Source organism: Congregibacter sp., from assembly GCF_047617445.1.
Taxonomy (GTDB): Bacteria; Pseudomonadota; Gammaproteobacteria; order Pseudomonadales; family Halieaceae; genus Congregibacter.
The window spans coordinates 1-24,768 of sequence record NZ_JBLGBE010000048.1 but is presented as its reverse complement, the minus strand read 5'-3'; the positions used below and the strand labels follow the sequence as shown (position 1 = coordinate 24,768).

The 24,768-nt window shown below is 54.5% G+C and carries 25 protein-coding genes; 11 read left to right on the top strand and 14 right to left on the bottom strand.

The window, feature by feature from the left end:
• The 4 genes from ACI9KD_RS11585 to ACI9KD_RS11570 form a co-directional block, all read right to left on the bottom strand.
• On the bottom strand, positions 1-116 hold a 116-nt coding region (locus ACI9KD_RS11585; RefSeq protein ID WP_414981329.1), incomplete at its 3' end, for a hypothetical protein.
• Positions 117-122: 6 nt separating this feature from the next.
• The gene (ndk, locus tag ACI9KD_RS11580; protein WP_414981327.1) at positions 123-551 is read right to left on the bottom strand and encodes a nucleoside-diphosphate kinase; all 429 of its coding nucleotides are present in this window, start codon (positions 549-551) and stop codon (positions 123-125) included.
• 164 nt (positions 552-715) lie between these two features.
• Positions 716-1,882 (bottom strand): aminotransferase class V-fold PLP-dependent enzyme, encoded by a 1,167-nt coding sequence (locus ACI9KD_RS11575; protein WP_414981326.1) that lies wholly within the window; start codon positions 1,880-1,882, stop codon positions 716-718.
• Positions 1,882-2,646 carry an RNA methyltransferase gene (locus ACI9KD_RS11570; RefSeq protein ID WP_414981325.1) on the bottom strand — a complete coding sequence of 255 codons (765 nt, stop codon included), beginning with the start codon at positions 2,644-2,646 and terminating at the stop codon, positions 1,882-1,884. Before ACI9KD_RS11570 ends, ACI9KD_RS11575 begins: the two co-directional genes overlap by 1 nt.
• Before the next feature lie 116 nt (positions 2,647-2,762).
• On the opposite strand from ACI9KD_RS11570, the gene ACI9KD_RS11565 reads away from it, so the two are divergent.
• Entirely contained in the window at positions 2,763-3,557 is a 795-nt protein-coding gene (locus ACI9KD_RS11565) for an inositol monophosphatase family protein (RefSeq protein ID WP_414981324.1), read from the top strand.
• Positions 3,558-3,621: 64 nt separating this feature from the next.
• Here ACI9KD_RS11565 and secF read toward each other — a convergent pair whose 3' ends face one another.
• The 3 genes from secF to purL all read right to left on the bottom strand — a co-directional run bounded on the left by secF (position 3,622) and on the right by purL (position 10,467).
• Positions 3,622-4,536, bottom strand: a complete 915-nt coding sequence (secF, locus tag ACI9KD_RS11560) for a protein translocase subunit SecF (RefSeq protein WP_414981323.1) — start codon at positions 4,534-4,536, stop codon at positions 3,622-3,624.
• Positions 4,533-6,428: a protein translocase subunit SecD gene (secD, locus tag ACI9KD_RS11555; RefSeq protein ID WP_414981328.1), complete on the bottom strand. Its 1,896-nt coding sequence runs from the start codon at positions 6,426-6,428 to the stop codon at positions 4,533-4,535. Before secD ends, secF begins: the two co-directional genes overlap by 4 nt.
• 148 nt (positions 6,429-6,576) lie before the next feature.
• Positions 6,577-10,467 carry a phosphoribosylformylglycinamidine synthase gene (gene purL / locus ACI9KD_RS11550; protein WP_414981322.1) on the bottom strand — a complete coding sequence of 1,297 codons (3,891 nt, stop codon included), beginning with the start codon at positions 10,465-10,467 and terminating at the stop codon, positions 6,577-6,579.
• Between the two features lie 111 nt (positions 10,468-10,578).
• Between purL and mltF the strand changes: the two genes are divergently transcribed.
• Positions 10,579-12,018 carry a membrane-bound lytic murein transglycosylase MltF gene (gene mltF, locus ACI9KD_RS11545; RefSeq protein ID WP_414981321.1) on the top strand — a complete coding sequence of 480 codons (1,440 nt, stop codon included), beginning with the start codon at positions 10,579-10,581 and terminating at the stop codon, positions 12,016-12,018.
• A 52-nt stretch (positions 12,019-12,070) separates the two neighbouring features.
• Here mltF and tadA read toward each other — a convergent pair whose 3' ends face one another.
• Positions 12,071-12,523: a tRNA adenosine(34) deaminase TadA gene (tadA, locus tag ACI9KD_RS11540; RefSeq protein WP_414981320.1), complete on the bottom strand. Its 453-nt coding sequence runs from the start codon at positions 12,521-12,523 to the stop codon at positions 12,071-12,073.
• A gap of 28 nt (positions 12,524-12,551) precedes the next feature.
• Positions 12,552-13,856, bottom strand: a complete 1,305-nt coding sequence (locus ACI9KD_RS11535; RefSeq protein WP_414981319.1) for an APC family permease — start codon at positions 13,854-13,856, stop codon at positions 12,552-12,554.
• A gap of 196 nt (positions 13,857-14,052) precedes the next feature.
• On the opposite strand from ACI9KD_RS11535, the gene ACI9KD_RS11530 reads away from it, so the two are divergent.
• Entirely contained in the window at positions 14,053-14,526 is a 474-nt protein-coding gene (locus tag ACI9KD_RS11530) for a hypothetical protein (protein ID WP_414981318.1), read from the top strand.
• Between the two features lie 107 nt (positions 14,527-14,633).
• Here the strand turns inward: ACI9KD_RS11530 and ACI9KD_RS11525 are convergent, their stop codons facing one another.
• Genes ACI9KD_RS11525 through ACI9KD_RS11510 form a run of 4 tightly spaced genes read right to left on the bottom strand, consistent with a single transcriptional unit; the run spans position 14,634 to position 16,605 of the window.
• A complete protein-coding gene (locus tag ACI9KD_RS11525) occupies positions 14,634-15,275 on the bottom strand; it encodes a DUF1109 domain-containing protein (protein WP_414981317.1) in 642 nt (213 codons plus the stop codon).
• 2 nt (positions 15,276-15,277) lie between these two features.
• Positions 15,278-15,808 (bottom strand): sigma-70 family RNA polymerase sigma factor, encoded by a 531-nt coding sequence (locus ACI9KD_RS11520; protein WP_414981316.1) that lies wholly within the window; start codon positions 15,806-15,808, stop codon positions 15,278-15,280.
• 24 nt (positions 15,809-15,832) lie between these two features.
• On the bottom strand, positions 15,833-16,291 hold the full coding sequence (locus ACI9KD_RS11515) for a DoxX family protein (protein WP_414981315.1): 459 nt from the start codon (positions 16,289-16,291) through the stop codon (positions 15,833-15,835).
• A 29-nt stretch (positions 16,292-16,320) separates the two neighbouring features.
• Entirely contained in the window at positions 16,321-16,605 is a 285-nt protein-coding gene (locus ACI9KD_RS11510) for a DUF2282 domain-containing protein (RefSeq protein ID WP_414981314.1), read from the bottom strand.
• Positions 16,606-16,864: 259 nt separating this feature from the next.
• Between ACI9KD_RS11510 and ACI9KD_RS11505 the strand changes: the two genes are divergently transcribed.
• The 7 genes from ACI9KD_RS11505 (at position 16,865) to ACI9KD_RS11475 (ending at position 23,848) form a co-directional block, all read left to right on the top strand.
• A complete protein-coding gene (locus tag ACI9KD_RS11505; protein ID WP_414981313.1) occupies positions 16,865-17,149 on the top strand; it encodes a hypothetical protein in 285 nt (94 codons plus the stop codon).
• A 103-nt stretch (positions 17,150-17,252) separates the two neighbouring features.
• Positions 17,253-18,089, top strand: a complete 837-nt coding sequence (locus ACI9KD_RS11500) for a DUF692 domain-containing protein (RefSeq protein WP_414981312.1) — start codon at positions 17,253-17,255, stop codon at positions 18,087-18,089.
• Positions 18,089-18,865, top strand: a complete 777-nt coding sequence (locus ACI9KD_RS11495; RefSeq protein WP_414981311.1) for a putative DNA-binding domain-containing protein — start codon at positions 18,089-18,091, stop codon at positions 18,863-18,865. The genes ACI9KD_RS11500 and ACI9KD_RS11495 overlap by 1 nt, the downstream gene beginning before the upstream one ends.
• An 89-nt stretch (positions 18,866-18,954) precedes the next feature.
• On the top strand, positions 18,955-20,232 hold the full coding sequence (locus ACI9KD_RS11490; protein ID WP_414981310.1) for an aspartate aminotransferase family protein: 1,278 nt from the start codon (positions 18,955-18,957) through the stop codon (positions 20,230-20,232).
• The gene (locus ACI9KD_RS11485; protein WP_414981309.1) at positions 20,225-21,226 is read left to right on the top strand and encodes a phosphotransferase enzyme family protein; all 1,002 of its coding nucleotides are present in this window, start codon (positions 20,225-20,227) and stop codon (positions 21,224-21,226) included. Before ACI9KD_RS11490 ends, ACI9KD_RS11485 begins: the two co-directional genes overlap by 8 nt.
• Before the next feature lie 1,003 nt (positions 21,227-22,229).
• A complete protein-coding gene (gene nhaA, locus ACI9KD_RS11480; RefSeq protein WP_414981308.1) occupies positions 22,230-23,567 on the top strand; it encodes a Na+/H+ antiporter NhaA in 1,338 nt (445 codons plus the stop codon).
• Positions 23,568-23,626: 59 nt separating this feature from the next.
• Complete coding sequence (locus ACI9KD_RS11475; protein ID WP_414981307.1) at positions 23,627-23,848, top strand: cation transporter; 222 nt, start codon at positions 23,627-23,629, stop codon at positions 23,846-23,848.
• 251 nt (positions 23,849-24,099) lie between these two features.
• Here the strand turns inward: ACI9KD_RS11475 and ACI9KD_RS11470 are convergent, their stop codons facing one another.
• The gene (locus ACI9KD_RS11470; RefSeq protein WP_414981306.1) at positions 24,100-24,273 is read right to left on the bottom strand and encodes a hypothetical protein; all 174 of its coding nucleotides are present in this window, start codon (positions 24,271-24,273) and stop codon (positions 24,100-24,102) included.
• A gap of 159 nt (positions 24,274-24,432) precedes the next feature.
• On the opposite strand from ACI9KD_RS11470, the gene ACI9KD_RS11465 reads away from it, so the two are divergent.
• Positions 24,433-24,597 (top strand): hypothetical protein, encoded by a 165-nt coding sequence (locus tag ACI9KD_RS11465; protein ID WP_414981305.1) that lies wholly within the window; start codon positions 24,433-24,435, stop codon positions 24,595-24,597.
• Positions 24,598-24,768: the final 171 nt, after the last annotated feature.

Sequence of the window (24,768 nt, the reverse complement as noted above, 5' to 3'; positions counted from 1 at the left end):
TGGGCGCGAAAACGCTTCTCGCCCAAGCCGAGGAAAAAATCCTCGAGCTGGCTACGGTTCATACCGAGTAAATTGATGCGCTCGGCGGGCTCGGTACTGGCAATAAGCTCTGACACAGTGTCCTAGTCGCGCTCGCAAATTTCGCTGGACGCGAAAAAGTATGCGATTTCACGTGCTGCGGAGTCCGTAGAATCGGAGCCATGTACAGCGTTGGCGTCGATTGAAGACGCGAAATCCGCACGAATAGTACCCGCGGCTGCTTCCTGGGGATTGGTTGCACCCATGAGGTCTCGGTTGGTGGCAACCGCATTCTCGCCTTCAAGCACCTGAACGACGACAGGGCCGGAGGTCATGAATTCGATAAGGGCAGGGAAAAACGGCCGCTCTCGGTGCTCAGCATAGAAGCCACCAGCAACAGCATCAGTAAGACGCAGCATCTTTGATGCAACAACGCACAGACCGGCGCCTTCAAAACGCGCATAAATCTCGCCAATGTGGTTTTTAGCCACTGCATCGGGCTTAATAATTGAAAGGGTGCGTTCCACCGCCATGTGAGTTCTCCAGAACCATTAAAAATCAATCGAATGCCGTCGATCGATGCATTATTGAATACATTTCACGGCGGCGAAAAAGTGCGCGAGATTATACGGACTTTACGCCCCCATAGCACGCTGTCTGACAGACCTTAAGTGGCTGAGTAATCGAACAAATTTGCTCAGGCGGGTTCCCGGCGAAGGCGCGGCACCACTTCATGGAGGCGCTCACTGAACAACACGATATCGTTTTCCTCGGTAAAGCGCCCAAGACTGACCCGCAAAGAGCTGTGCGCCAGCGCATCTGACAGGCCCAAGGCGCGCAATACGTAAGACGGCTCCATGCTTGCAGAAGTGCAGGCTGACCCTGTGGACAAGGCAAATTCTGGTAGTGAAAGCAGCAAGGCCTCGCCCTCGACGTCGCTCACACTAATGCTCAAAGCGCCCGGCAGCCGCTGCTGAGGATGCCCGTTCATAGACAGACCATCGATGTCTGAAACGAGAGACCACAACTGTTCGCGAAGCGCCGTCAAACGCGCTGATTCTGTCGGCAGAGCCGCTTCGGCAATTGCTGCAGCGGTGCCCATGCCAACAATCTGATGAGTGGGCAAGGTCCCCGCCCGAAGCCCACGTTCATGTCCTCCCCCATGCATTTGCGCACTCACCGCTGCTCGAGGACGTCGTCGCTGGTAGAGGGCGCCAATACCTTTAGGACCGTAGAACTTGTGCGCAGACATCGATAACAAATCAATATCCAGTGCCTGAACGTCCACGGGAATCTTTCCCACGGTCTGGGCTGCATCTACGTGAAGCGGCACGCCAGCACTGCGACATACTGCAGCGATACCCATAATGTCGTTAATCGTGCCGATTTCGTTATTGGCATGCATCACGCTTACCAGGCAGCTCGTACTCTGGAGCGCGGCGGCGACTGCCTCGGGCTGAATGAGCCCCTGCCCGTCGGGCTGCAGATAGGTCACCAGAACACCTTGCGCCTCCAGGTGCTTACAGCTATCTAACACGGCCTTGTGCTCAATCGCCGAGGTCACAATGTGTGGTGCGCTATTACCTGCCTCCCGAGCAGCCTCGACGACGCCCTTTAGCGCAAGGTTATCGGATTCCGTAGCCCCGGAAGTCCAGGCGATTTCTCTCAGATCCGCATTGATCAGTGAGGCGAGCTGCTGGCGTGCCGTCTCTACCGCCATTTCTGCCTCCCAACCAAAGCGGTGAGAGCGCGATGCAGGATTGCCAAAGGTCCCATCCATGGTCAAACAAGCCATCATCGCCTCGGCGACGGCCCGATCCACGGGCGTTGTGGAGAGGTAATCGAAGTACAGTGTCTTGGGCATTAAGACTTTCCCCCGTTTTGCGTACTCCAGTCCACGGGCTCACAGCGCTTCTGGGTTTCGGTAAGTATGCCCCGCAGAATATTTAGCTCCATCTCATCCATACCTAGTCGATTGTATAAGCGCCGCATGCGCGGCATCAGCTGCCGCGGCGCGGCGGGATTGAGGAATCCGATCTGACTCATGGTCTCCTCCAAATGCACATAGAATCGCTCAATGTTCTCCTGCGTTGCTAAAGGCTCATCCCATTGCGCATTGCTTTGCTCTGGCAAGCCCCCTTCCGCCCCAAGCATGTGCAGCTCGTAACACACGATCTGCACCGCCATGGCAAGATTGAGCGAGGTATAGGCCTCACTGGTGGGAATCGCCAAATGCAGGTTACAGCGCATAAGCTCATCGTTGGACAGGCCGTTATCCTCTCGCCCAAACACTATAGCAACCTCTCCCTGCAGGGACTTTGCTGCCATTTCCGTGGCTGCACGGCGCGGATCCAGCACCGGCCAGGGTAGCCGCCGATCCCGAGCACAAGTGCCTACAACGAAGCCGCAGTCGGCAATCGCCTCGTCCAAGCTTGCAACAACCGTCGCCGACTCAAGGACATCGTTCGCCCAAACTGCCCGCCAAGTCGCCTGCTGATCCGGAAACTGCTCCGGCGCAACGAGGACCAGCTTCACAAGCCCCATAGTCTTCATTGCCCGGGCGACGGCACCGATATTGCCAGGGTGACTGGGTTCGACGAGTACGATCCGAATGTGGTCGGAATTCATGAGCTAATCTGAGGCAGAGAGTGAGGGTGCACATTGTAACAAAGCGGTGCGCTGTAAAGCCCGCTCCTCTGGTATACTCGCGCGCCTTTTTCGTCTCTGCCTGCAGGTCTTTTTTCATGGAACCGATGACTAGTATCGCACTTCGCGCCGCGCGCAAAGCGGGCGACCTCATAGTGCGAGCATCTGATGACCTCGAACGCATTGGCGTACGCAAGAAAAGCGCCAATGACTTTGTATCGGATGTCGATGAGCTAGCAGAACAAGAAATTGTTCGGCAGCTCCAACGCGCGTATCCAGACCACGCCTTTTTATGCGAAGAGTCCGGCAGAAGCGGTCCCGAAGACGCTGACTACCTATGGGTCATTGACCCTTTGGATGGCACGACCAATTTTATTCGGGGCATCCCTCACTACGCCGTCTCGATCGGCTGTATATATCAGGGCCGCCTGGAACACGCTGTCATTGTCGACCCCGTACGCCGGGAAGAATTTACGGCCTCTCGTGGACGCGGGGCGCAGCTAAACGGCCACCGAATCCGGGTCAGCAAGCTGCCATCACTGGACGGCGCACTCCTGGGAACAGGCATCCCTTTTAAGGGGCACCACGAGGACCGGCTCCCGGCCTATACCGAGAGTCTCGCTGTACTTGCAGGACAGTGCGCCGGTATTCGCCGAGGAGGAGCGGCAGCCTTAGACCTTGCCTATGTCGCTGCTGGGCGTTTGGATGCGTTTTGGGAAAAGGGTTTATCTGTGTGGGATATGGCTGCCGGCGCTCTGCTGGTGCGCGAAGCGGGTGGACTAGTTTCGGATTTTGATGGTGCAGAGAACTTTTTGGACAGCGGCGATATCGTCTGCGGCAACCCTAAGTGCTTCAAGGCTGTACTGAAAGCGACTCGATCACTGCGAGGCTGAGCCTCGTAGTCGCGACCCACAAACCCATTGTCTGAGCGTCATATGCAGAACGACCCAAGGTCGATCAGGGCGCCACGTCGTCCTGCTCGGCCCCTTCTCTGATTGGAACCATCAAGTCTTCTTTGCTTACGCCCAAGCTGAGAAGCACGTTTGACGCCACGTAGATCGAGGAGTAAGTACCGATCATCACGCCCACCACCAAGGCCACGGCAAAGCCAAAGATCATCTCCCCACCGTACAAAGCCAGCGCCAGTAACACCAGCAAGGTGGTCAAAGAGGTAACCATAGTCCGGCCTAGTGTCTCACTCAAAGAGATGTTCACGACATCCAGCGGCTCGACCCGACGCAACTTACGAAAGTTTTCCCGTATCCGATCCGACACGACAATGGTGTCATTGAGCGAATAGCCGATGACCGCAAGCAATGCGGCCAGTACCGTAAGATCAAACTCCAAACCACTGATAGAAAAGAATCCCAGGGTGATAATAACGTCGTGGATCAACGCGATTACTGCACCGACGGCGAACTTGAACTGAAAGCGAAAGGCGATATAGAGCATCACCAGGCCTAGGGCGAGAAGCATAGCCAGACCGCCCTGCTCGCGCAGCTCGTCCCCCACCTGTGGCCCCACAAATTCGATGCGGCGAAGCTCAACACCCCCTCCGGATGAGGCTTCAAGGGTTTTGAGCATCTCAGTACCCTGAGCATCCGAATAGCCATCGGGCAAGCGAATGAGCACATCCTTGTCGGTTCCAAAGCTCACCACAATAGCTCCGGCATAGCCTGCATCCGACAGCGCAGCCCGAATTTCATTTAGGTTAGCCGAATCTTCGTAGTGAACCTCAACCAGCGTACCGCCGGTAAAATCCAGGCCCCAATTAAGCTGCTTCACAGCCAAAGATCCAAAGGCGGTCAGTATCAGAAGCACCGAAAACGCAGCAGCGAGGTGTCGCTTACCCATGAAGTTAATCGTTTTCATGACGCATCTCCCAACTTAGGTACGCTGCCGATCGCCAGTGTGCCCACCCGGCGCCCCCCGTAGATCAGATTCACCAAAGAACGAGTCCCCATAATTGCCGTAAACATGGATGTGATAATTCCAACGGACAATGTCACAGCGAAGCCTTTTACGGGACCGGTGCCCACTGCATAAAGAATCACAGCCACGATCAGCGTTGTAATATTGGCATCAAGAATTGTGGCTACCGCCCGTTCAAAGCCGGAGTGAATAGCCATCTGCGGCGACAAACCATTCCCAAGCTCTTCACGAATCCTCGAGAAAATGAGTACGTTAGCATCCACCGCCATACCGACGGTGAGCACGATGCCGGCAATACCTGGCAATGTCAGTGTTGCCCCAAGCAGCGACATAATAGCCACCAAGAGCACTAGGTTTGCCGTAAGGGCAGTCACAGCGCATAGCCCAAACACACGGTAATAGATGATCATGAACAGCACGACCAGTGCCAAACCGTACTGCACGGACTTAACCCCCATACGAATGTTCTCGGCGCCCAAAGACGGCCCTACGGTGCGTTCTTCCACAAAGGTGATGGGCGCGGCAAGCGCACCGGCACGAAGCATCAAAGCCAGCTCCGACGACTCCAGGGGATTATCGAGTCCCGTGATCTGAAACTGCGCACCCAGAGCACTCTGAATAACGGGTGCGGTGAGCAGCTTTCTCTCGTCATAGGGGACCTTTATCGTGACTTCCTGGCCATTTTCATCCATCTCGTAGCGCGTTCGATACTTACGCTCGATGAACAACACGCCCATACGCCGTTTAACGTTGGCACGAGTGGCACGCGACATTAAAGAGCCACCCTCACTGTCCAGGCTAATCTGTACGTTTGGACGACCATTCTGGTCAAAACTTGCCTGTGCGTTGGACACGCGCTCACCGGTGATAATGACGTCCCGCTCCAGGTACTCCGTAGCCCCCTGACGATCTGCACTGCGATACTCAAACCGCTGACGATCTGCCGCCGGCGCATTGGCGTTAGCCACGAGACGAAACTCGAGGTTTGCGACCTTGCCAAGAATTCGCTTGGCTTCTGCAGTGTCCTGAATACCCGGTAACTCCACGACAATCCGATTGCGACCCTGACGCTGAACCAAAGGCTCGGAAACACCCAGCTCGTTAACACGATTACGTAAAGTCGTGAGGTTCTGACTTACGGAATACTCAATGATTTCATCGACGGTCTGGTCCGTCATGCGCGCATAAATCGTGAATTCGTCGTTTTCATCGACACGATCAAGCAACAATTCAGGAAAAGCATCACCAATGAGGCTGCGAGCCTGTTCGCGAAGATCCTCAGTACGGAAGCGGCCGACAACGGCTCGATCACCATCGAGGCCTACAAAGCCTCGCACGCGCTCCTCTCTAAGAGCGCGTTTGGTGGCGTTCAGGTAATACTCCATACGACGTTCAACCGCGGCAACGGTGTCCACCTCCAACTTGAAGTGCACACCTCCGGATAGATCCAGTCCTAGCTTCATGGGCTGCCCGCCCAGGTCCGTCAGCCATTCCGGCGTCGTTTCGGCGAGATTTAGAGCAATGATGTACCCGTCACCCAATGCCCGAGAAACCACCGCCTGAGCGCGCAACTGAATATCCTGATCTTTAAGCCGAATAAGCGCACTGCGCCCGGCAGACTCAAGCTCTTCACCAAAGTGCTCGATTCCCGCCTCGGTAAGCGCATCGGTGGCCCTAGCCAGCAGGCGCTCGTCGATAATGGTGCCGCTGCTTTCACCCGCGACTTGAAGCGCCGGATCGGGTGCGTAGAGGTTCGGTGACGCGTAAAGTGCGCCGCCAAGCACAGTAATCAGAACGATCAGGTATTTCCAAATTGGGTAACGATTGAGCATGCCATGGTCTGCAGTAGTGCGGGAGCCGCGCCAAACGAACATCGCTCGACCCGGGGACCCCGGTGATGAAGGTGGCGCATTATAGACGCTGACCGCTGGGGCTCAAGGGCTGGCAAACTTTCCATTCCAAGCCCAAGGGCGTTATTGCTTAGCCGACATGCCTTCTCGCGTTCTGAAACAGACGCAGCCAGGGTGAATTATCGGCCATATCCTCTGGCGCCCAGGAGAACTGACGACGGCGAATCACACGTTCGGGATGCGGCATCATTATTGTCACCCTGCCGCTCTCACTACACACACCGGTGATTCCATCGGGAGAACCGTTGGGGTTTGCGGGATAGCGCTGTGCGACTGCTCCAGTGTTCTCGATGTAGCGCAAACCCACTAGCTGCGCCTTTTCGCAGCGCTGTTGGGCGGCTGTGTCGGCAAAAACCGCCCGTCCTTCGCCATGCGCCACGGCAATCGGCAAACGAGTGCCCGCCATGCCGCTAAGAAACACAGAGGGTGACTCCCCTATCTCTACCATGGAGAGTCGCGCCTCGAACTGCTCGGATTGATTGCGGCGAAACCACGGCCAGTGCTCACTGCCGGGAATCAACTCTCGGAGCACTGACAGCATTTGGCAGCCATTGCAGACGCCGAGAGCAAAGCTTTCGGGCTGCGCAAAAAATTCACTAAAACTGTCTCGCAAGCTCGGATTGAACAGTATAGATTTTGCCCAGCCCTCCCCCGCACCCAGAACATCGCCAAAAGAAAAGCCGCCACAGGCCACCAGACCATGGAAGTTTGCAAGGTTTGCATCACCTGCGACGAGGTCGCTCATGGTCACATCGACAGCGGTAAATCCTGATCGATCAAACGCGGCAGCCATCTCCACCTGCCCATTTACGCCCTGCTCCCGGAGCACCGCGATCTTTGGACGAACACCCGTATTAATCATAGGGCCGATGATGTCCTCATGAACATCGAAGCTCACATGGGTAGACAAGCCCGGGTCCGGGGCACTGATACGCGCAAACTCTTCGTCGGCACACTCGGGATTATCCCGCAATCGCTGAAGCGCGTGACTACATTGCCCCCAGCGCTCTTCCAAAGCTCCGCGCTTCGTATCTATGAGTAGTTCGTTCCCGGACCACACTCTAAGCTGCTCGTCGACACGAGCGTGGCCCAGTGTATGCAGGCATTCACCAATACCTAATCGTTCAGCCTGCGCCGCCCAATCAGCCAGCTGCGACTTTGGCAACTGCAACAACACGCCAGGTTCTTCGGTAAAAAGCATCGCCGATGCGTCGCGGTCCTCGGGAAGCGTAATCTCAAGACCACAGCGACCTGCAAAAGCCATTTCCAGCAGACTCACAATCAGTCCACCATCCGATCGATCGTGATACGCCATCACATCGCCCCGTCCTTTCCCCCAGAGCAATAAATCAAAGAGCGCCTTCAGGTCCGACGGACTGTCTAAATCTGCAGGTTCAGCACCGAGCTCACCATAGACCTGCGCCAAGGCCGATGCCCCAAGGCGATCCTTACCCCGACCGAGATCAACAAGTAACAACGTCAAATCAGTTTCAGTCTTCAGCATAGGCGTCAGTGTTAGTGCTGTATCACCGACAGGTGCGAACGCTGACACCACCAAAGACATGGGAGCTGTCACGGTTTGAGTATTGCCATCCTGTGCCCAGCGCGTTTGCATCGACATGGAATCTTTACCCACGGGAATCGCAATACCCAAGGCCGGGCACAGCTCTTCGCCAATCGCATGAACCGCGTCAAACAGGGCGGCACCCTCGCCGGCGGTATCCGCGGCACACATCCAGTTCGCAGAGAGTCGAATATCACTCATACGCGCCACGGGCGCAGCGCAGATGTTGGTAATGGCTTCGGTAACCGCCATTCTCGCCGACGCAGCACTACTCAAAAGTGCAATTGGAGTTCGCTCCCCCATGGCCATAGCCTCGCCCAGATTGGAGTCGTAGCTCACGAGACAAACCGCGCAATCAGCCACAGGCACCTGCCAAGGCCCAACCATCTGATCCCTTGCGACGAGTCCGGTGACCGTTCGATCCCCGATGGTAATAAGGAAACGCTTACTCGCGACAGTAGGCAGCCCCAATACACGATACAGTGCCTCTTCTACCGATGGTGTACTAACCAGAGGAGTCGCGGGGGCAGCGTGTCGACGGTCTTCGCGATGCATCTTAGGCGGCTTGCCAAACAACACGGACATGGGCATGTCCACGGGCTTGTCATCAAAATATGTATCGCTGACCGCTATCTGTTTGTCTGCCGTGGATTCCCCTACGATGGCGACGGGACAGCGCTCACGCTTGCAGATCGCCATAAACTGCGGCAGATGCTCCGGAGCAACCGCTAATACGTAGCGCTCCTGGCTCTCGTTACACCAGATCTCCAGAGGCGACATGCCTGGATCATCACAAGCGATGTCGCGCAGTGAAAAGAGCCCACCGCAGCCACCATCTTTTACGAGTTCTGGTAAGGCATTTGAGAGTCCGCCGGCACCTACATCGTGAATAAACGCTATGGGGTTCTGTGCACCCAACTGCCAGCAGCGATCAATCACTTCCTGACAGCGGCGCTCCATTTCCGGGTTTTGACGCTGCACCGACGCAAAGTCCAGAGACTCCTGCCCATCGGCGCTGGCCATACTCGAAGCAGCCCCGCCGCCCAACCCAATAAGCATCGCGGGACCGCCCAGAACGAGTAACGCGGCACCGGGCTCAAACTCAGGTTTATCCACGTGCTCCGGGGCTATATTCCCAAAACCCCCGGCAATCATGATCGGCTTGTGATAACCCCGCAGTTCCAAGCCCTCAGGGGCACCGGAAACGTGTTGCTCATAGCTGCGAAAGTAACCACAAATATTGGGGCGACCGAATTCGTTGTTAAACGCAGCTCCCCCAATAGGCGCCTCAAGCATAATATCCAAGGCCGAGGCGATACGACCCGGCTTGCCATTATCCTGTTCCCAAGGCTCTTGCAGGCCCGGTATACGCAGGTTAGACACGCTAAACCCCGTAAGACCTGCCTTGGGCTTGGATCCACGCCCCACCGCTCCTTCATCGCGGATCTCGCCACCTACACCGGTACCCGCGCCGGGAAAGGGCGCTATGGCGGTAGGATGATTATGCGTCTCAACTTTCATCAACAAGTGTACTGGCTGCGGCTGGGACGTGTACTCCCGGGACGCAGCCAGAGGCGCAAAACGACTCGCGTCATGCCCCGCAATTACCGCCGCATTATCCGAATAAGCTGACAGCACGCCCTCGGGCGCATGGGCATGTGTGTTACGAATCATCGAGAAAAGGCTCTTGGCCTGCTCCTCGCCGTCGATGGTCCAACTCGCATTAAAGATCTTATGGCGGCAGTGCTCTGAATTAGCCTGCGCAAACATCATCAACTCGACATCCCGAGGGTTGCGGCCAAGGCTCCGAAAACTCTCACAGAGGTACTCAACTTCATCAGCCGCAAGCGCCAGGCCCAGCGTTTTATTCGCTTTGTCTAACGCCTCGCGACCCTCGCCAAGCACATCCACGCACAGGCTTTTGGCCGGAGGCAGATGTGAAAACAATCCCTGCAGGCCATCAAGGTTGTCAGTAGTAGATTCCACCATACGATCGTGGAGCGCTAAGGCCAACTCCTGCCAATCCGCAGAGCCAGGCTCGACCCCCGCAACTTCATAAGCGCAAATTCTCTCAACCCTCTGCACAGCATCGAATCCGCAGCCGCGCACGATGTCAGTGGCTTTACTTGACCACGGAGAGATAGTGCCGGGGCGTGGCATCACGAACAACCAATGACCATTGGCTAACGACTCCACGCAGCAAAAATCGTCCGTCGCTGCCTGTGCGAGTAAATCGGACAAGCGGGAACGTTGTGCGTCAACTAAGGGCGCACTGTCCACCAGGTGCAAAAATCCGCTGCGCAGGAGCGAAATATCGGGCCATTGCTCGCGCAAACGTTGCTCCAGCGCTTGCTGCCTAAAAGGTGACAGAGCCGACGCGCCGGGAATCACAAACATTGGGGAGGTCTCATCATTGCAACAAAAGCGGGAATTGTACCGTTACGATCAAGCCGAGTTAAGCCAAAAAGCAAGTCTTTCGGTCTGCTTAAACATCATTACAATCAAAGGATGGCTCGCGCTCTTCATCTAATGCTTATCCTCGCACTGCTACCGGCGCTGCTTCTGGGTGGCTGTGGAGAACCGACCACATTATCCGAGAAGATCAGGGAGCGGGGAGAACTGCGGTTTATTACCCGTAATAGCCCTACCACCTATTACATTGGGCGCTCGGGCCCCAGGGGCTTCGAGTATGACCTGGCCTCACTACTGGCAGAAGAACTCGAGGTCGATCTGGTCGTCACCACGGCATTTTCGCTGGACGAGTTGTTCAATGCTTTGGAGCGTGGGGAAGCTGATATTGCTGGCGCCGGCCTCACACTCACCAAGGCGCGCAGCGCACACTTTGCCAGCTCTCAAAGCTATGCCAAGCAGACGCCTCAGGTGATTTACAAAGTAGGTAGAAAGAAACCCCGAAAAACAGCAGATCTTGCCGAGCAGACTCTGGCAGTGCTTGCCGACAGTAGTCACGAAGATTTACTCACAACACTTCGAGACGAGGGATTGGATTGGCTGAAATGGGAAAGCGTGAACGGCAGCGACACGGGCGAACTCCTCACTCGTGTGAATGAGGATCGCATTGATTTGGCGATCGTCGACTCCCGAGACTTTTTTATCCAACAAAATCTTGTCCCGCGCCTTGAAGTCGCCTTTGATCTGGCAGCGGAAGAAGACATCGTGTGGTATCTGGCCGACTCGGCCAGAGGTACGCCGCTCTTAAAAACAATCAATGAGTTTTTACAGCGGCGTCAATCAGATAACAGTATTGCGCAGATTCAACGTGGCTACTTTGATCGTGACGAGGATATTTCTCGAGTCGACTCACAGACCTTTGTGGGCAAAGTACGCCGGGATCTGAGCAGCTATCAGCAGCTCATCGAAATTGTCGCGCTAGAGCAAAAGATACCTTGGGAACTGATTGCTGCAATCAGCTACCAGGAATCCCACTGGGATCCCAAAGCCACATCCCGTACGGGCGTACGGGGCATGATGATGTTGACTCTCGCCACCGCCGAAGAAATGGATGTAGACGATCGTACTGATCCTGCAGAGAGCCTTCGCGGAGGTGCACGGTATTTCAAAAAACTCCGCCGACGTCTGCCCGACGACATTCTTGAGCCGGACCGCAGCTGGCTCGCCCTTGCCGCCTACAATATTGGCATGGGCCACCTCGAAGATGCGCGTGTACTGACCCAGCGACGCGGCGGTGACCCGCATCTCTGGCGCGACATTATGGATACGCTGCCTCTATTGCAAGAGCCCCAGCACTATCGAACGCTGCGCTATGGCTACGCAAGAGGACTCGAAGCTGTCCGCTATGTTCAGAACATTCGGCATTACTACAACATTCTGCGCTGGCAAACTGCCCGTGCCAAACGACCAGAAGCGCCTCGAGACGCCGCACCACTGGTACCCGAGAATCTCCGTAATCTCAAACTACGGGCGTTGTAGGACATACGATTAAAAGGAAAAAAAAAGGAACACAGCCTTGCTGTGCCCGCAGTTAGCGCCGCTCCCGAAAGAAGCTTCGAAGCATAGCCGCGCTGGCAGGCGCGTGCTCTACCGCCTCCACCCACGCCACCCGATGATTGAATTCCGTCTCATCAAGTAAGCTGCGGGTACTCACCACTGCGCCCGCCCGAGGCTCCCTAGCGGCAAAAATCACCGTACTGATTCGAGCGTGAATCAGTGCGCCGCAGCACATGCTGCAAGGCTCCAAGCTTACGTAAAGCGTCGCGCCCGGTATACGGTAATTCGCCACCGAAGTCGCCGCCGCTCGCAAGGCCTTAATTTCAGCGTGGGCTGTGGGATCCATGGACTCGATTTGCGCGTTGCGCCCCTCGCCCAGAATCCGATCACCCTCCACCACAACAGCGCCCACCGGAACCTCGCCGCGCTCGGCTGCCTCTTTGGCTAGAGCAAGCGCCCGAAACATGAATACGTCATCGTCACTCATCGTTCCAAATGAACCGGGGCAGCTAAGATCATGGCTGATCCGCCAGCCCAAAGCGCCTCTCAAAGGCGTAAAAAAGAATACCTACCGCTAAAAGAATAGACACAGCGACCCAGGATTCAGCCTTTGACTGGAACAATAACCAAATGCAAATACCCAGGGCCAATAGTGGTATCGAATAACCCCCCTTAAGTCTGAAAGCGCCCTCGCGGACCTCCGCACTGGCATTGCGGCGAATAAGCGGCAAAGACGCTATGCAAATGATGTAACCCAGAAGTCGCGCGACAGAACTTGCTACCGCCAACTTTACGAAGGACCCGGACAATGCCAGCACTAAGGCCAGCGCCCCCATCACAATAATGCAGCGATCGGGCGTCGCGTAACGCTCATGAACATGCGCAAACCAAGTTGGCAATTGTCGGCTTTCGGCAAGAGAAAAAACGAGTCTTGGCGCTGCCAACATTGAGCCGGCAAGATTGCCACCGATGGAAAACACCGCCGCCAAGGTAATAGCAAAGGCCCCCGCCGTGCCTGCTAGTGATCGACCCACGTCTACCAGGGTCGCCTCGGCATAATCAGCCTGATCAATAACTGACACAAATACCAAGACAATCAAGAAGTACAAAAGGCCCGTAGTGATCACCGTCGCCACGAGGACTTTGGGCAAGGTCCGCCGGGGTTGATGCGTCTCCCCGGCGGTCACCGCAATCGTTTCAAACCCGACAAAGGCATAAATCATCAATAAAGTGGTACTACCCAAATCGTCAATCAACAAACTCGCTGAAGGCAACAAGGTACTGCCGGATACATGCTGCAAGCCCAAAAGAACGAGTATGAGCAGTGGCGTAACCTTCAGAAAAGTGAACAGGGCCATGGCACGCACGCCGTCACGGACACCCAGAATATTGGCCCAGGTGAGACCTAGAGTAACAACGCTAATGATCACAGCGCGAGGGAACTCACCGGCAAGTACGTCAAACAAAGAGCCCAGATACGCGGCCATGACGGTCGCATTGGCCGCAAAGGAAGCCGTTCTAGCGAGAAACAATAACCAACCCGTACTAAATCCAACCAAGGAACCAAAGGCCTCGGTGGCATACAGCACGGGCCCGCCAGTTTCATCGTAATAGCTGGCTAGCTCAGCAAAGGTCAAGACGACGCTAAGGAACAGGGCGCCAACGACGAGAAACAACCAGGGACTGAGCAAGCCTGCGTTCACCGCGACTTTGCCCGGCAGCGCAAATATTCCCGCACCAATCATAGCGTTGAGCACCAAAAACGCTGCGCCATAGAACCCGATGTCTCGACGAAGGCCTGCTGATGGCTCGGAGATCATTCTCGGATACTAGCAGACGCGGCGCCGAACTGCTGATGCCAAGCTAAGCAGGCAGACTTTTTTAATCATGAACTAATATTGTTACTTTTCTATTGCCTGCTAACGCGTAAAAATACTCATGCTAAGTTGTAACACCCACTAACGTTTCGCTCAGGGAGCACAGCATGACCAGCCAACAGATGAGTGATTCGCTCCAGTGAGAACCACCCACATAGATGATTTTCATTACAGCTGCGGCGAGGTTTTCTGCGCGCTGTACTCGGCTTTTCCCCTGCGCTACTTACTGCTTGTCGAAGACATCACCGGACCTATTAAGTGGGACATGACAGGGCTCCCAGACCGCAGATCACAAGCCTGCTTTGAGACCTTGGTGTGGCTTGCCGAGCACGATTTGCTGAGATTTCGCAGCGTAGAGCCCCGAGACATAGGCGTGGAAGGCGCCGTTCTGACCCAAAAGGCTTTCGTGTTACTCACCGGCCACATCACCTGGGAGAGCGGTGAGAGCTTGAGCCGCATAGACGCGCTGCTAGAGGCACGACGCAGTCGCGCTTACGGCGATCTTGGTCGCATTGTTGACGATATGTTTCGGGCCAACTGCCAATGGGCAGCGCCAATCACCTCCAAACCCCTACTCAAATCTGAGGTCTTATCCCCCGTCGATGATGATTAACGGGATCTCAGCCGGTGCCTTCACGCTTGGTCATCACAAATATTCACAAACATAACTCAGCATCAATTGTCGGCGCACGCCGGGGAGCAATCCTAAGCACGCACTGCCTACCAGCGCAAAAGCGATGGCAGTACAACGCGTCCAACAATAGCTCCGGCCACCACAGGCATGACATGCCAAAAACCAAGATGTACAAGACCCTCAAGCGTACATGCCAGACCGTAGGCCGCTGAACCAAGTGCCGTTGCCGCCACGCCGATATGAACGCCAGCGGTCGCTGGCGACACCGGTGCGCCACGCCGCAGCCAGAAGACCAGTGTGCCTGCGACCAACAACGAAGTGACTAATGCGGCGCCAAAGCACGCCAGACCATGATGGTCACCAATGAGCGCTTCTCCCGGGTGTCGCCCGAGCAGCGAGGCAAACGCCGCGAGGGGCAATACGGCAACCATGGCCATCGCCCACTTAGGCCCTTCATGTTTATTGCCAACGCGGGGACTCACCATTTTGAGAACACTATTCACACTCGCGCAACCGAGGACCAGCAGTAATCCATTGGTTATCAGGAACAAAGCCGAGGCTTGACCTGACCAAGCACCGCGCCATAGGCCTTGGACCAATTCCACTGATAAGACAGTTGCAAGCATCGCCGCCACAACCAGCATCAGGCCGTCGCGAAACTTGATCGAACGCACCGGCTGCAACTCTGCAGCCATCTGCGCAATGAGGGGATTAGGGGGCCGGTTCATGATTACTCTGCCTTCTCAACGAGCGCGGACAGCTTTTTCAGCCCGCGATGAATATTCACTTTTACCGCAGCCTCAGACTGTCCGCAGCGTTTCGCAGCTTCATGAATGGAAAGTCCCTCTATGCGGACTAACTCAATCACTTCTGCCTGCTTTTTGGGAATCTGGACAAACATCCGGTCCAGACTGAGGCGCGCCATGACAGCCTCCTCTTCGCCGTCTTGCGGTGCGTCGTAATCTTCCAACGCGTCTTCGGCATTGCGATAAACACGGCGCAGATGATCAACCCAACGATAGCGTGCAATCGCTGCTAGCCAGGGAAGAAAGGGACGCGAAAGATCATACGTGGCACGCTTGTTATGCACCGCTACAAGCACCTCCTGAACAAGGTCATCAATCTCGCTTGCTGCGCAGCGGCGGCGGAAGAAACGCTCCAGCCACAACTGCACCTCAGTGAGTAGCACTGTGTAAGCCTGCTGATCCCCTTCCTGCGAACTGGCCATTAGGTGAGCCAGGGTTTGTTCATCCGCTATCACAGTCCCTTTCCTTTCTCGCTGTTTCTAAGCGCCGCGCCACTTACCCAGCAGCGCATCGACCGACAGGATACCCGCCCCGCGCGTCATCAGGATTAGCGACAAGGCGACCCACAGGCTGTGAGCGGGCCACCAAGCCTCAGGGTAGACGAAAATCTGGATAGTCATGGTCATAAGCAATAAGGACACAGCGGAAACTCGTGTCGCCAATCCCACAACCAGTAGTATCGGGAATAGATGCTCGGCATAGGTCGCCAGATGCATCGATAGCTCAGCAGGCAGCGGCAGGGCACTGTATTCCTCCTGGAACAGGTACCGCGTGGTGCCGCTGATTTCCAGCCAGCTTCCATCGACCACCTTGGTCCGGCCGGAGCGCCAAAACACGCCGGCCAGCGCCAGGCGACTGAGCAGCAGCGCGCCACTTTCGAAAAAACGACCCGAAAGGATGTTCGTGATCCGATCATAGTGCTTAGTTAACCGCTGCATACTCACTCTCCCTTATCGGTCTTGCAGACTCAGCGTTTGATCGGCTCTAATGAACCCATGCCCATGGGAGTCTTGGTGGTTTCACAGCTACCCTTTTCAAGCAACTTCCAGGCATCACCCTGGTAATCGCGAGTGGACGTTCCAGCACAGCTAGTACCCGGTCCGGCGGCGCAGTCATTCTCACCCGACTTGGCAACCCCGTAGCATTTCTCCATTGCGCCACTTTGTGCAGCTACTGGCGCGATATTGAGACCTGCTGTAATTCCAGCGGCAAGTGCGATCCCAGCGATTCTTCCAATGTTGTTCTTGGTCATTACTATTCTCCGAAATAGATAATTGTGGCCCGGCCAACTCTCTAGCTTTTGGCTGACCTTACAAACCCCCAATATACCGGGATCTTCATGTTATTCGTTGTTCAGCAAGGATTGGTTACACTGAGCATGAAATAATTTTTTTAAAGGTTTTTGTAACCTTTGCCCCACCAACAACGAATAACCTAATGTCCAGTCTGGGCACCACAGCTCAATCACAGCTCAATCACAACTACGTGACATACATTCAAAGGAAGACCCCATGACCAATAAATCAATTTTTGCCGCAACCGCCGCAGCGCTCGCTCTCGCATCAGCCGCAACATTTGCTGCCGAAGCACCCACAGGAAGCAGTGGCCAGGCTGTGAACGCCGATGACACCGTGCATTGCTATGGCCTGCACGAATGTAAAGGCAATGCAGACTGCGCAACCACAGAAAACGCCTGCAAGGGTCTAAACGCCTGCAAAGGGCATGGATTTCAAGCGTTGGAAGCCGGCGCCTGCCTGAGCAAGGGCGGCACCATTGGCGATCTAGGTGGCAAGTAAAATACTAAACCCCAATGACTGAGCGAATGCTTGGTCATCCGCGGCTCGGTGGCCGCAGGTTATTAGCATAGGCCGCCGCGCCGCACTCATTTAGAGAACGATAATGAGCAACATCGATCCATTTCCTGGATTTGGCCTTGGCCTCCGCAAGGATCATTACAAGGACTTTCTCGACAGTGAAGTGCCCGTCGATTTCGTAGAGGTGATATCCGAGAACTACATGGTCGATGGCGGCAACCCCCTACGCGTTCTGGAGCAGGTTCGCGCAAAAATGCCGATAATTCTGCACGGAGTCTCAATGTCCATTGGTTCCGCTGACGGACTCGATCCAGAACATCTAGCCAAACTGAAAAGACTGGTAGACCGAATAGAGCCGCTGTGGGTTTCCGACCATCTATGTTGGACCGGTACCAGCGCGCATAACAGCCATGATCTATTACCGCTGCCGTACACCTATGAGGCGCTCGATACTGTGTGCACCAACGTTGACCACGCGCAGGAAACCTTGGGCCGAGCGCTGCTGTTCGAGAATCCATCAAGCTATATGACGTTCCCGGATGACGAGATGAGCGAATGGGATTTTATCGCGCAAATGGCTCGTCGAACGGGCTGTTTCCTCTTGCTCGATATCAATAATGTTTACGTCAGCGCGCATAACCATGGCTTTGCAGCGCAGGACTACATCGCAGGCCTACCCATGGACCGGGTGCGACAGATCCATCTTGCGGGCCACACCGACGGTGACATCAAGATCGACACCCATGACCAACCGGTCTGTGACGGAGTCTGGCAGCTCTATACCGAGGCACGATGCATGCTCGGCAAGGTGGCGACCATGATCGAGCGCGATGATGCGATACCGCCGCTATCGGAACTACTCAAGGAACTCGACATGGCTCGCCAGCTCGTCCAAAAAACGCCAGCCCTAGAGGCCGTCTGATGGCTGCTACGCTGTCGGCACGCCAAGAGGAGTTTCTGGCCCATGTGCTGGACGATGAACGTGCTTTGCCCTCTGCGTGGACCCCACGCCATGCTGCCGGGATGGCCATTTACCGCAATGCCTATCGCACGCGGCTGGTCGATGCACTGCGCAGCACTTATGAACGCACGAGCCGCTGGGTTGGCGAGGACGCCTTCCGTCAGGCTGCAGCCCATCACGTAATTAGCCACCCACCCACCAGTTGGACTCTGGATGACGTGGGTGAAGGGTTTCCAGATACTTTGCGCGAACTATTCGCCGGGGATCCCGAAGTGGCTGAGCTTGCCTGGCTCGAATGGGCCATGCATCGCTGTTTTGTCTGCGCTGATGTTAGCCCCATAGATGCTGCCGGCTTTGGCGAGGCCACTGCGTCGTTTCAGGAAGACGATTGGGCCAGTATGCGCCTCACCTTTCTCCCAGGCACGTACCTGACAAAAATATCCCATGATATTGCCGAGCTTTGGAGAGCACTCAAGCACGAAGACGCAGCAGCCCCTGAGTATGCAGTGAGCACGCCGCTGTATTGCATAGTTTGGCGAGAGGACTTGAAACCCGTGTTCATGCAGGTCGATGCGACTGAAGGACAGGCGCTTGACCTGCTCCTTGAAGGAGCGAGCTATGCCGATACTTGCGATGCGATAACTGAGCAGCTCGGCGAAGACGAAGCCGTTGCTAAAGCCGGCGCCATGCTCGGCCGCTGGCTACACCATGGCATGCTGGCGGGAGTCTCATGTTAGCGACGTGAATCAATGGGGTCATAAGCGAATACCTTTTCGCGGCGGCTCGTGGCAATATTTGTCGCGATACTGTTGCTGGCTAAAAAGTAATGAACAGGCTTTGGGAAAGGCGTAATCGAGCCCTCGGCAAAGGCGCTGAATATTTCTATGACACCCCCATCGAGATTGTGCGCGGAGAAGGCGCCTACTTGTTCGACGCGGCCGGACGCCGCTACGTCGACTTGTACAACAACGTGCCCTGCGTCGGTCATGGCAATTCCGCTGTCGCAAACGCCATGGCAAAGCAACAAGGCATACTTAACGTCCACAATCGATACCTGCATGGGGGCATTGTGGACTTTGCTGAACGACTCGTTGGATTACATCATGATGGAATCGAAAGTGTTGTTTTTAGCTGCAGTGGTACAGAGGCTAATGAGGTAGCGCTATCGATGGCACGCAGCGCGACGGGTAAGCGCGGAATCGTCTGCACCGATGCGGCCTACCACGGGAGCGCCGGCCTGGTGGCCACGCTCACCAGCATCGGAAGCACCCATACTCCCAATGCTGATGTTTGCGGATTCCCCTACCCCGACCTGTATCGACATGCCTTACTTAAGCTCAGCGACGAGGAACTGTGCCAGCGATATTTAGAGCAGGCAGCCGCAGCGATTGCGCATCTCAAATCGAGCGATATCGGCTTTGCAGGACTCATCGCTTGCCCAATCTTCGCCAATGAAGGCCTGCCCGATATCCCCGGAAGCTTCATGCATCGGCTCACCGCACTCGTGCATCGTGAGGGCGGGCTAATGATCTCTGATGAAGTGCAGTCGGGTTACTGTCGCACGGGTAAATGGTGGGGCTATCAGCAGGAAAATTTCACCCCGGATATTGTCGTCATGGGTAAACCCATGGGTAACGGACTTCCACTGGCGGCGACGGCCGCTTCTCGGCCTCTTGTTGAACACTTTCGTGCAGCTACGGGCTATTTCAATACTTTCGCTTCGACACCCCTGCAAGCCGCGGTCGGCATGGCTGTGCTCGATGAAATAGAGCGAATGGGTCTGCTAAACAGCGTCAACGGGGTGGGCGATCCCCTACGACAGGCCCTTTTACAGCGCGCGAACTCCCACGCGCGATTGGGCGATGTTCGAGGTTGTGGCTTGTTTATCAGCATCGAAATCGTGGTCGACAAAAAGACACGCCAACCCGACTCAACCTACGCTCGGCAGCTGGCCAACAAACTTCGGCAGCACGGATGTCTGCTGTCTTACGCCGGCGCCTTGGATAACGTTGTCAAGATACGCCCGCCTTTGGTGTTCACTGCGGAACATGCCGGCGAATTCCTACTCGCATTTGATGCCAGTCTGGCTGAGCTTGATGACTGACGTCGTCAGTCACAGTGACTTTCAAGCGGCCGCGACACGAGCGTTGGATCACTTTTCTGTACAAGCTGAGACGCTAAGATTGGTCGCGATTTCAGAAAATGTCACTTTCTGTGTCACCGACATTGGCGGTGATAAATATGCTCTACGCCTTCATCGACCGGGGTATAACAGCTTGCGAGAGCTCGAGTCGGAACGTATCTGGACCAGCGCTCTGGGACTCAAGGGGCTTCGGGTGCAGACACCTGAACGCACTACGGTCGGGGATTTTTTTTGCGAGGTGCCTGTTGGTGATAATGGGGAGCGGCGCTACGCTGGACTCACTCGTTGGCTCAATGGGCAGGTCCTTGGTGACTACCTACGAAACGAAAGTGAACAAACATCGCGTCTGCAAATCTTTAAGGATATCGGTGCACTTGCCGCCAAGATGCATACACAAGCCATCGAATGGGAAATGCCCAGCGGCTTTAGCCGAGCATACCTAGATCGAGACGGCTTACTCGGAGAGGATCCACGATGGGGCCGATTCTGGGAGCACTCGGCGTTGGACAAAGACACCCAGCAGCTATTGCTGCGACTTCGAAAGAGGCTCCAGAGAACGTTAGAGGTTTACGGCGTCACGTCCCAAAACTTCAGCCTGACCCACGCCGATCTCCATCCGGACAATCTACTGTTTGGCGAAGACGTCTTAGGGATTATCGATTTTGACGATGCCGCTTTTGGATGGCACATGTATGACCTGGCGGCTGCTCTTTTTGAATACCAGGGTGATGCAGACTTCGCACAAATAAGCGATGCGCTAATCGCCGGATACCGCACGCAGCGAGCTCTTGGCACAGGCGACCAATCCATGGTCCAGGTATTTTTGTTGATCCGAGGTCTGGCTCTCATTGGCTGGTTTCACCAACGGCCCGAACATACCGATTCCAACTACTTCGATGACGTTTTAGCGTTAGTGATAGGGAACGGTAATAGATACTTGAGCAACACTGCCTAGTCGTTCGCGGCCATTAATCAGATCCCAGCTGCAAATAGCCGGAGCCACGATCGACCTTAACAAGAAGACTATAGCCACCCCGCCGAGACTTCGCTAACAGACCATGTCGACGCAGGCCGATACCAAATCATTCCCACTCGATTAACAACCAGCCTTGCACAACCGGTAACGGCGCGTATTTCACGGCGGCGATGGCAAATCCGTCATCGAGAAAGTTCGCAACCGGGTAAATAGCTAAGCCGTGGCGAGGCGCAGCCCCAATACCAATTCACGAACAAAGCCGAACGTGATCTTGGGGGTATCATCGACCCTACCGTCCAGGAGTGGGGAGTCTCCCAAGCCAACGCCTGCCTTGACGGCATGGAACCGCGCACAACTCCTTGCTGAAAATCCAGACCTTGGAATGACACGTGAGATACTCTCTGAGAGGCTACTCAGCTTCCCTTACGAAAGCCATATTCTGTATTACAAAAACCACAGCTCACGGCATCGTGACAATACGAATACTCCATCAGCAAATAGACCCGGTGAAGCATCTTTGATTCTGTAGAGCCGCAAAAACCCAAGCCTCTGGTTCTGGAAATGGTATAGCCGGTTTCCGGATTGATCAGCGACGCCCGGCAGGGAGACCGGGCAAGCTGCCGTGTGGCCCGCTTCGCGAAGCAGCGGTTCTTCTGGACCGCATGCAGCGGACAGGACCGAAGTGTCACCGACCGCACCGACCGCGGCGGACAATTCATCTATCTTTGACATCGTAGTCCACCGCTTCGCTGATTCATTAAGGGGTTGACGTTACGATCCAACAAGCCGACTCTCGACCATTAGCTATGGCTGTCGCATAACGTCCTCATCGAGATCGCGCTGGACACCGTTTTCACCGTGGAGTTATCGGTGCCAGCCTGTTTACGCCAAGGCAAACGCAAGTTTAAGGGAGGTTGAATGCCAAGATTTTCGATGTTAGTGAGAACCAAGACTGCCTGGCCTTGTACGTTGGCTCAACCGAATGACTACTAACTCAAAGACTGCGTTGCAACGTGGACTTGAACGTATTCAGGATCCGTTTTCAAGTTTCATCCGCGCGCAGGCAACCATTAGCTGGTTGCTTTTGCTAGCTACAGTTCTGGCGCTGTGGTGGGCTAACTCAGACTATTATTCTACCTACCGGAATCTGACACACACCCCGGTTGGATTTTTTCTGGGTGATTTTAGACTGCAGACTTCCCTCAAATACGTCATCAATGACGGGTTGATGGTCCTGTTTTTCCTGCTTCTTGGACTTGAGATCAAACGAGAAGTCATTAGTGGAGATCTCGCTCGTAAAGAGAATCGACGCATGCTGCTTCTCTGCGCCGCCGGCGGGATAGTCTTTCCGGCGGCAATCTATCTGGTGTTCAACTGGTCTCTTGATTCTGATGTTGGGTGGGGCATTCCTATAGCAACTGATACCGCGTTTGCTCTGGGTGTACTCACCATCGTGAGAAAACACATTCCAGGCAGTCTATTGGCCTTTCTCGTTGGCCTGGCTATCGTAGATGACATCGGGGCAATACTGGTCATAGCAATATTTTATGCTCAGGATATATCCGTATTGTTTCTATCGAGCGCAATTGCACTCATTGCATTTTTGGCCTTAGGTAATTACGCAGGCATTCGCCAGCGATATTTTTATATTTTTATAGGCATTGCAGCCTGGTGGATGATGCTCAAATCTGGCGTTCACCCTACGCTTGCCGGTGTTGCAATTGCCTTGACTATACCAGCACGCCCTGAGCTAACCTCGAAAAAGCAGCTGGGTAGAGCCAAGACAATAATTCGCTCCATGCAGAAAGAGGCAAAACCGGTCGACGCTCTCGGCAGTAGCACGGATCATGAGCATATGATGGAGGTGCGTGATTCTGCAGAACGCGCCAGTACCCCTCTGCGTCGCTGGGAAGATGCACTGGAGTCACCGGTAGCACTCATTGTCTTACCCCTTTTTGTGCTGACCAATGCCGGCGTACCCTTCAGCTTGAATTCCTTGGTAGAGAGCCTTAAAAATCCAGTCGGATTGGGAATTATCAGTGGACTCGTCCTCGGAAAATTCATCGGTATTTCCGGAGCGTGCTGGCTGGGTCTGCGCTACAAAATGGGTCGTTTACCCGAGGGCGTCAATTTTCAGCATGTCATTGGCGTCTCATTTATAGCCGGCATAGGTTTTACCATGTCCACATTTATAGCCACCTTGGGCTTTGACGCCCAACCAGATCATCTCCAGAGTGCAAAATCATCGATTCTGGTCGCTTCACTGATTTCTGCAATCCTCGGAGTATTGTACATTCGAATTTTTGCTGCAAAGAAATGAAACACGTCACGTAATTCGACACCAAAAAGCGGCGCGAATTAGTTCAATTGTTAGCCTCATTGGATAATGATTTGAGCCATGATCACAGCCATAAGATCGGTAACTACAATCGCGCATTTGCCATTGGGGTAATCCTCAATATAGTTTTTGTAGTCATTGAAGCCGGTTATGGATTGTTTGCTGAATCACTGGCGTTGATCGCCGACGCGGGGCACAATTTAAGCGATGTAGCTAGCCTGTTGCTTGCTTGGGGAGCCAACGTACCAGCCACAAAAAGGTGATTTAAACATTCGCGGCGTTTTCCTTGATATGGCCGCCGATGCTGGAGTATCACTGAGCGCGATTGTGGATTGATCCAGTCATCAGTCTCTTTATTGTCGCGGTTGTTTTAATCAGCACATGGGGATTACTTAGAGACTCCGTACATGACGCCATTGATTCGGTTCCTAAAAACATAAACATTGACGGAATAAGGCAATACTTGATGGGCCTTGATCATATAGTTCGCATACACGATCTACACGTGTGGCCGTTAAGCACCACCGAAGTCGCGCTGTCCGTTCATATAGAGGTAAATGACAATTCCCTGAACAATGCTCTCCTGTGGGATATCCAGAAATATTTGCATGATCAGTTCGGAATAGAACACGCAAACATTCAGGTTGAGAGTACTACGAGTGAAAATAACTGTCTGTTGGGTAGACATACACACGAGTAGCTGGGGCTATGCAATTAGCTCCCCATTTACCATTTTATACGCCGCGCTATTTCGCTCTACCGTTTATAAAATGGCAAGTTAGCATGGCGTTAGGTGCAATCAGAATAGCTATCGTTGATTCTGGGTAAGTACTTATAAGGTGACCTTATGAGTAAAAGCGAAGATACAACAACGCATTATCGTAAAGATAGCCTGACATTAGTCGGCGCAGTTGCACTAGGCACCGGTGTTATGATCGGGGCAGGCATACTTTCCTTGACGGGTCAGATGGCCCAGATGACCGGGAGCCTTTGCCCCTTGGCTTTTCTTTAAGCTGCGGTGATTGTTACATTTAGCGCGTACTCTTATGTCGAAATGTCGAATGCCTATCCTTCGGCCGACGGGATTGCCATGTACCTGAAAAAGGCTTGTGGCAGCACCGTGACAACAGCCTTTCATTCCCTCTTGATGTGTTTTTCCATGGTGATTGCCCAGAGTTTTCTG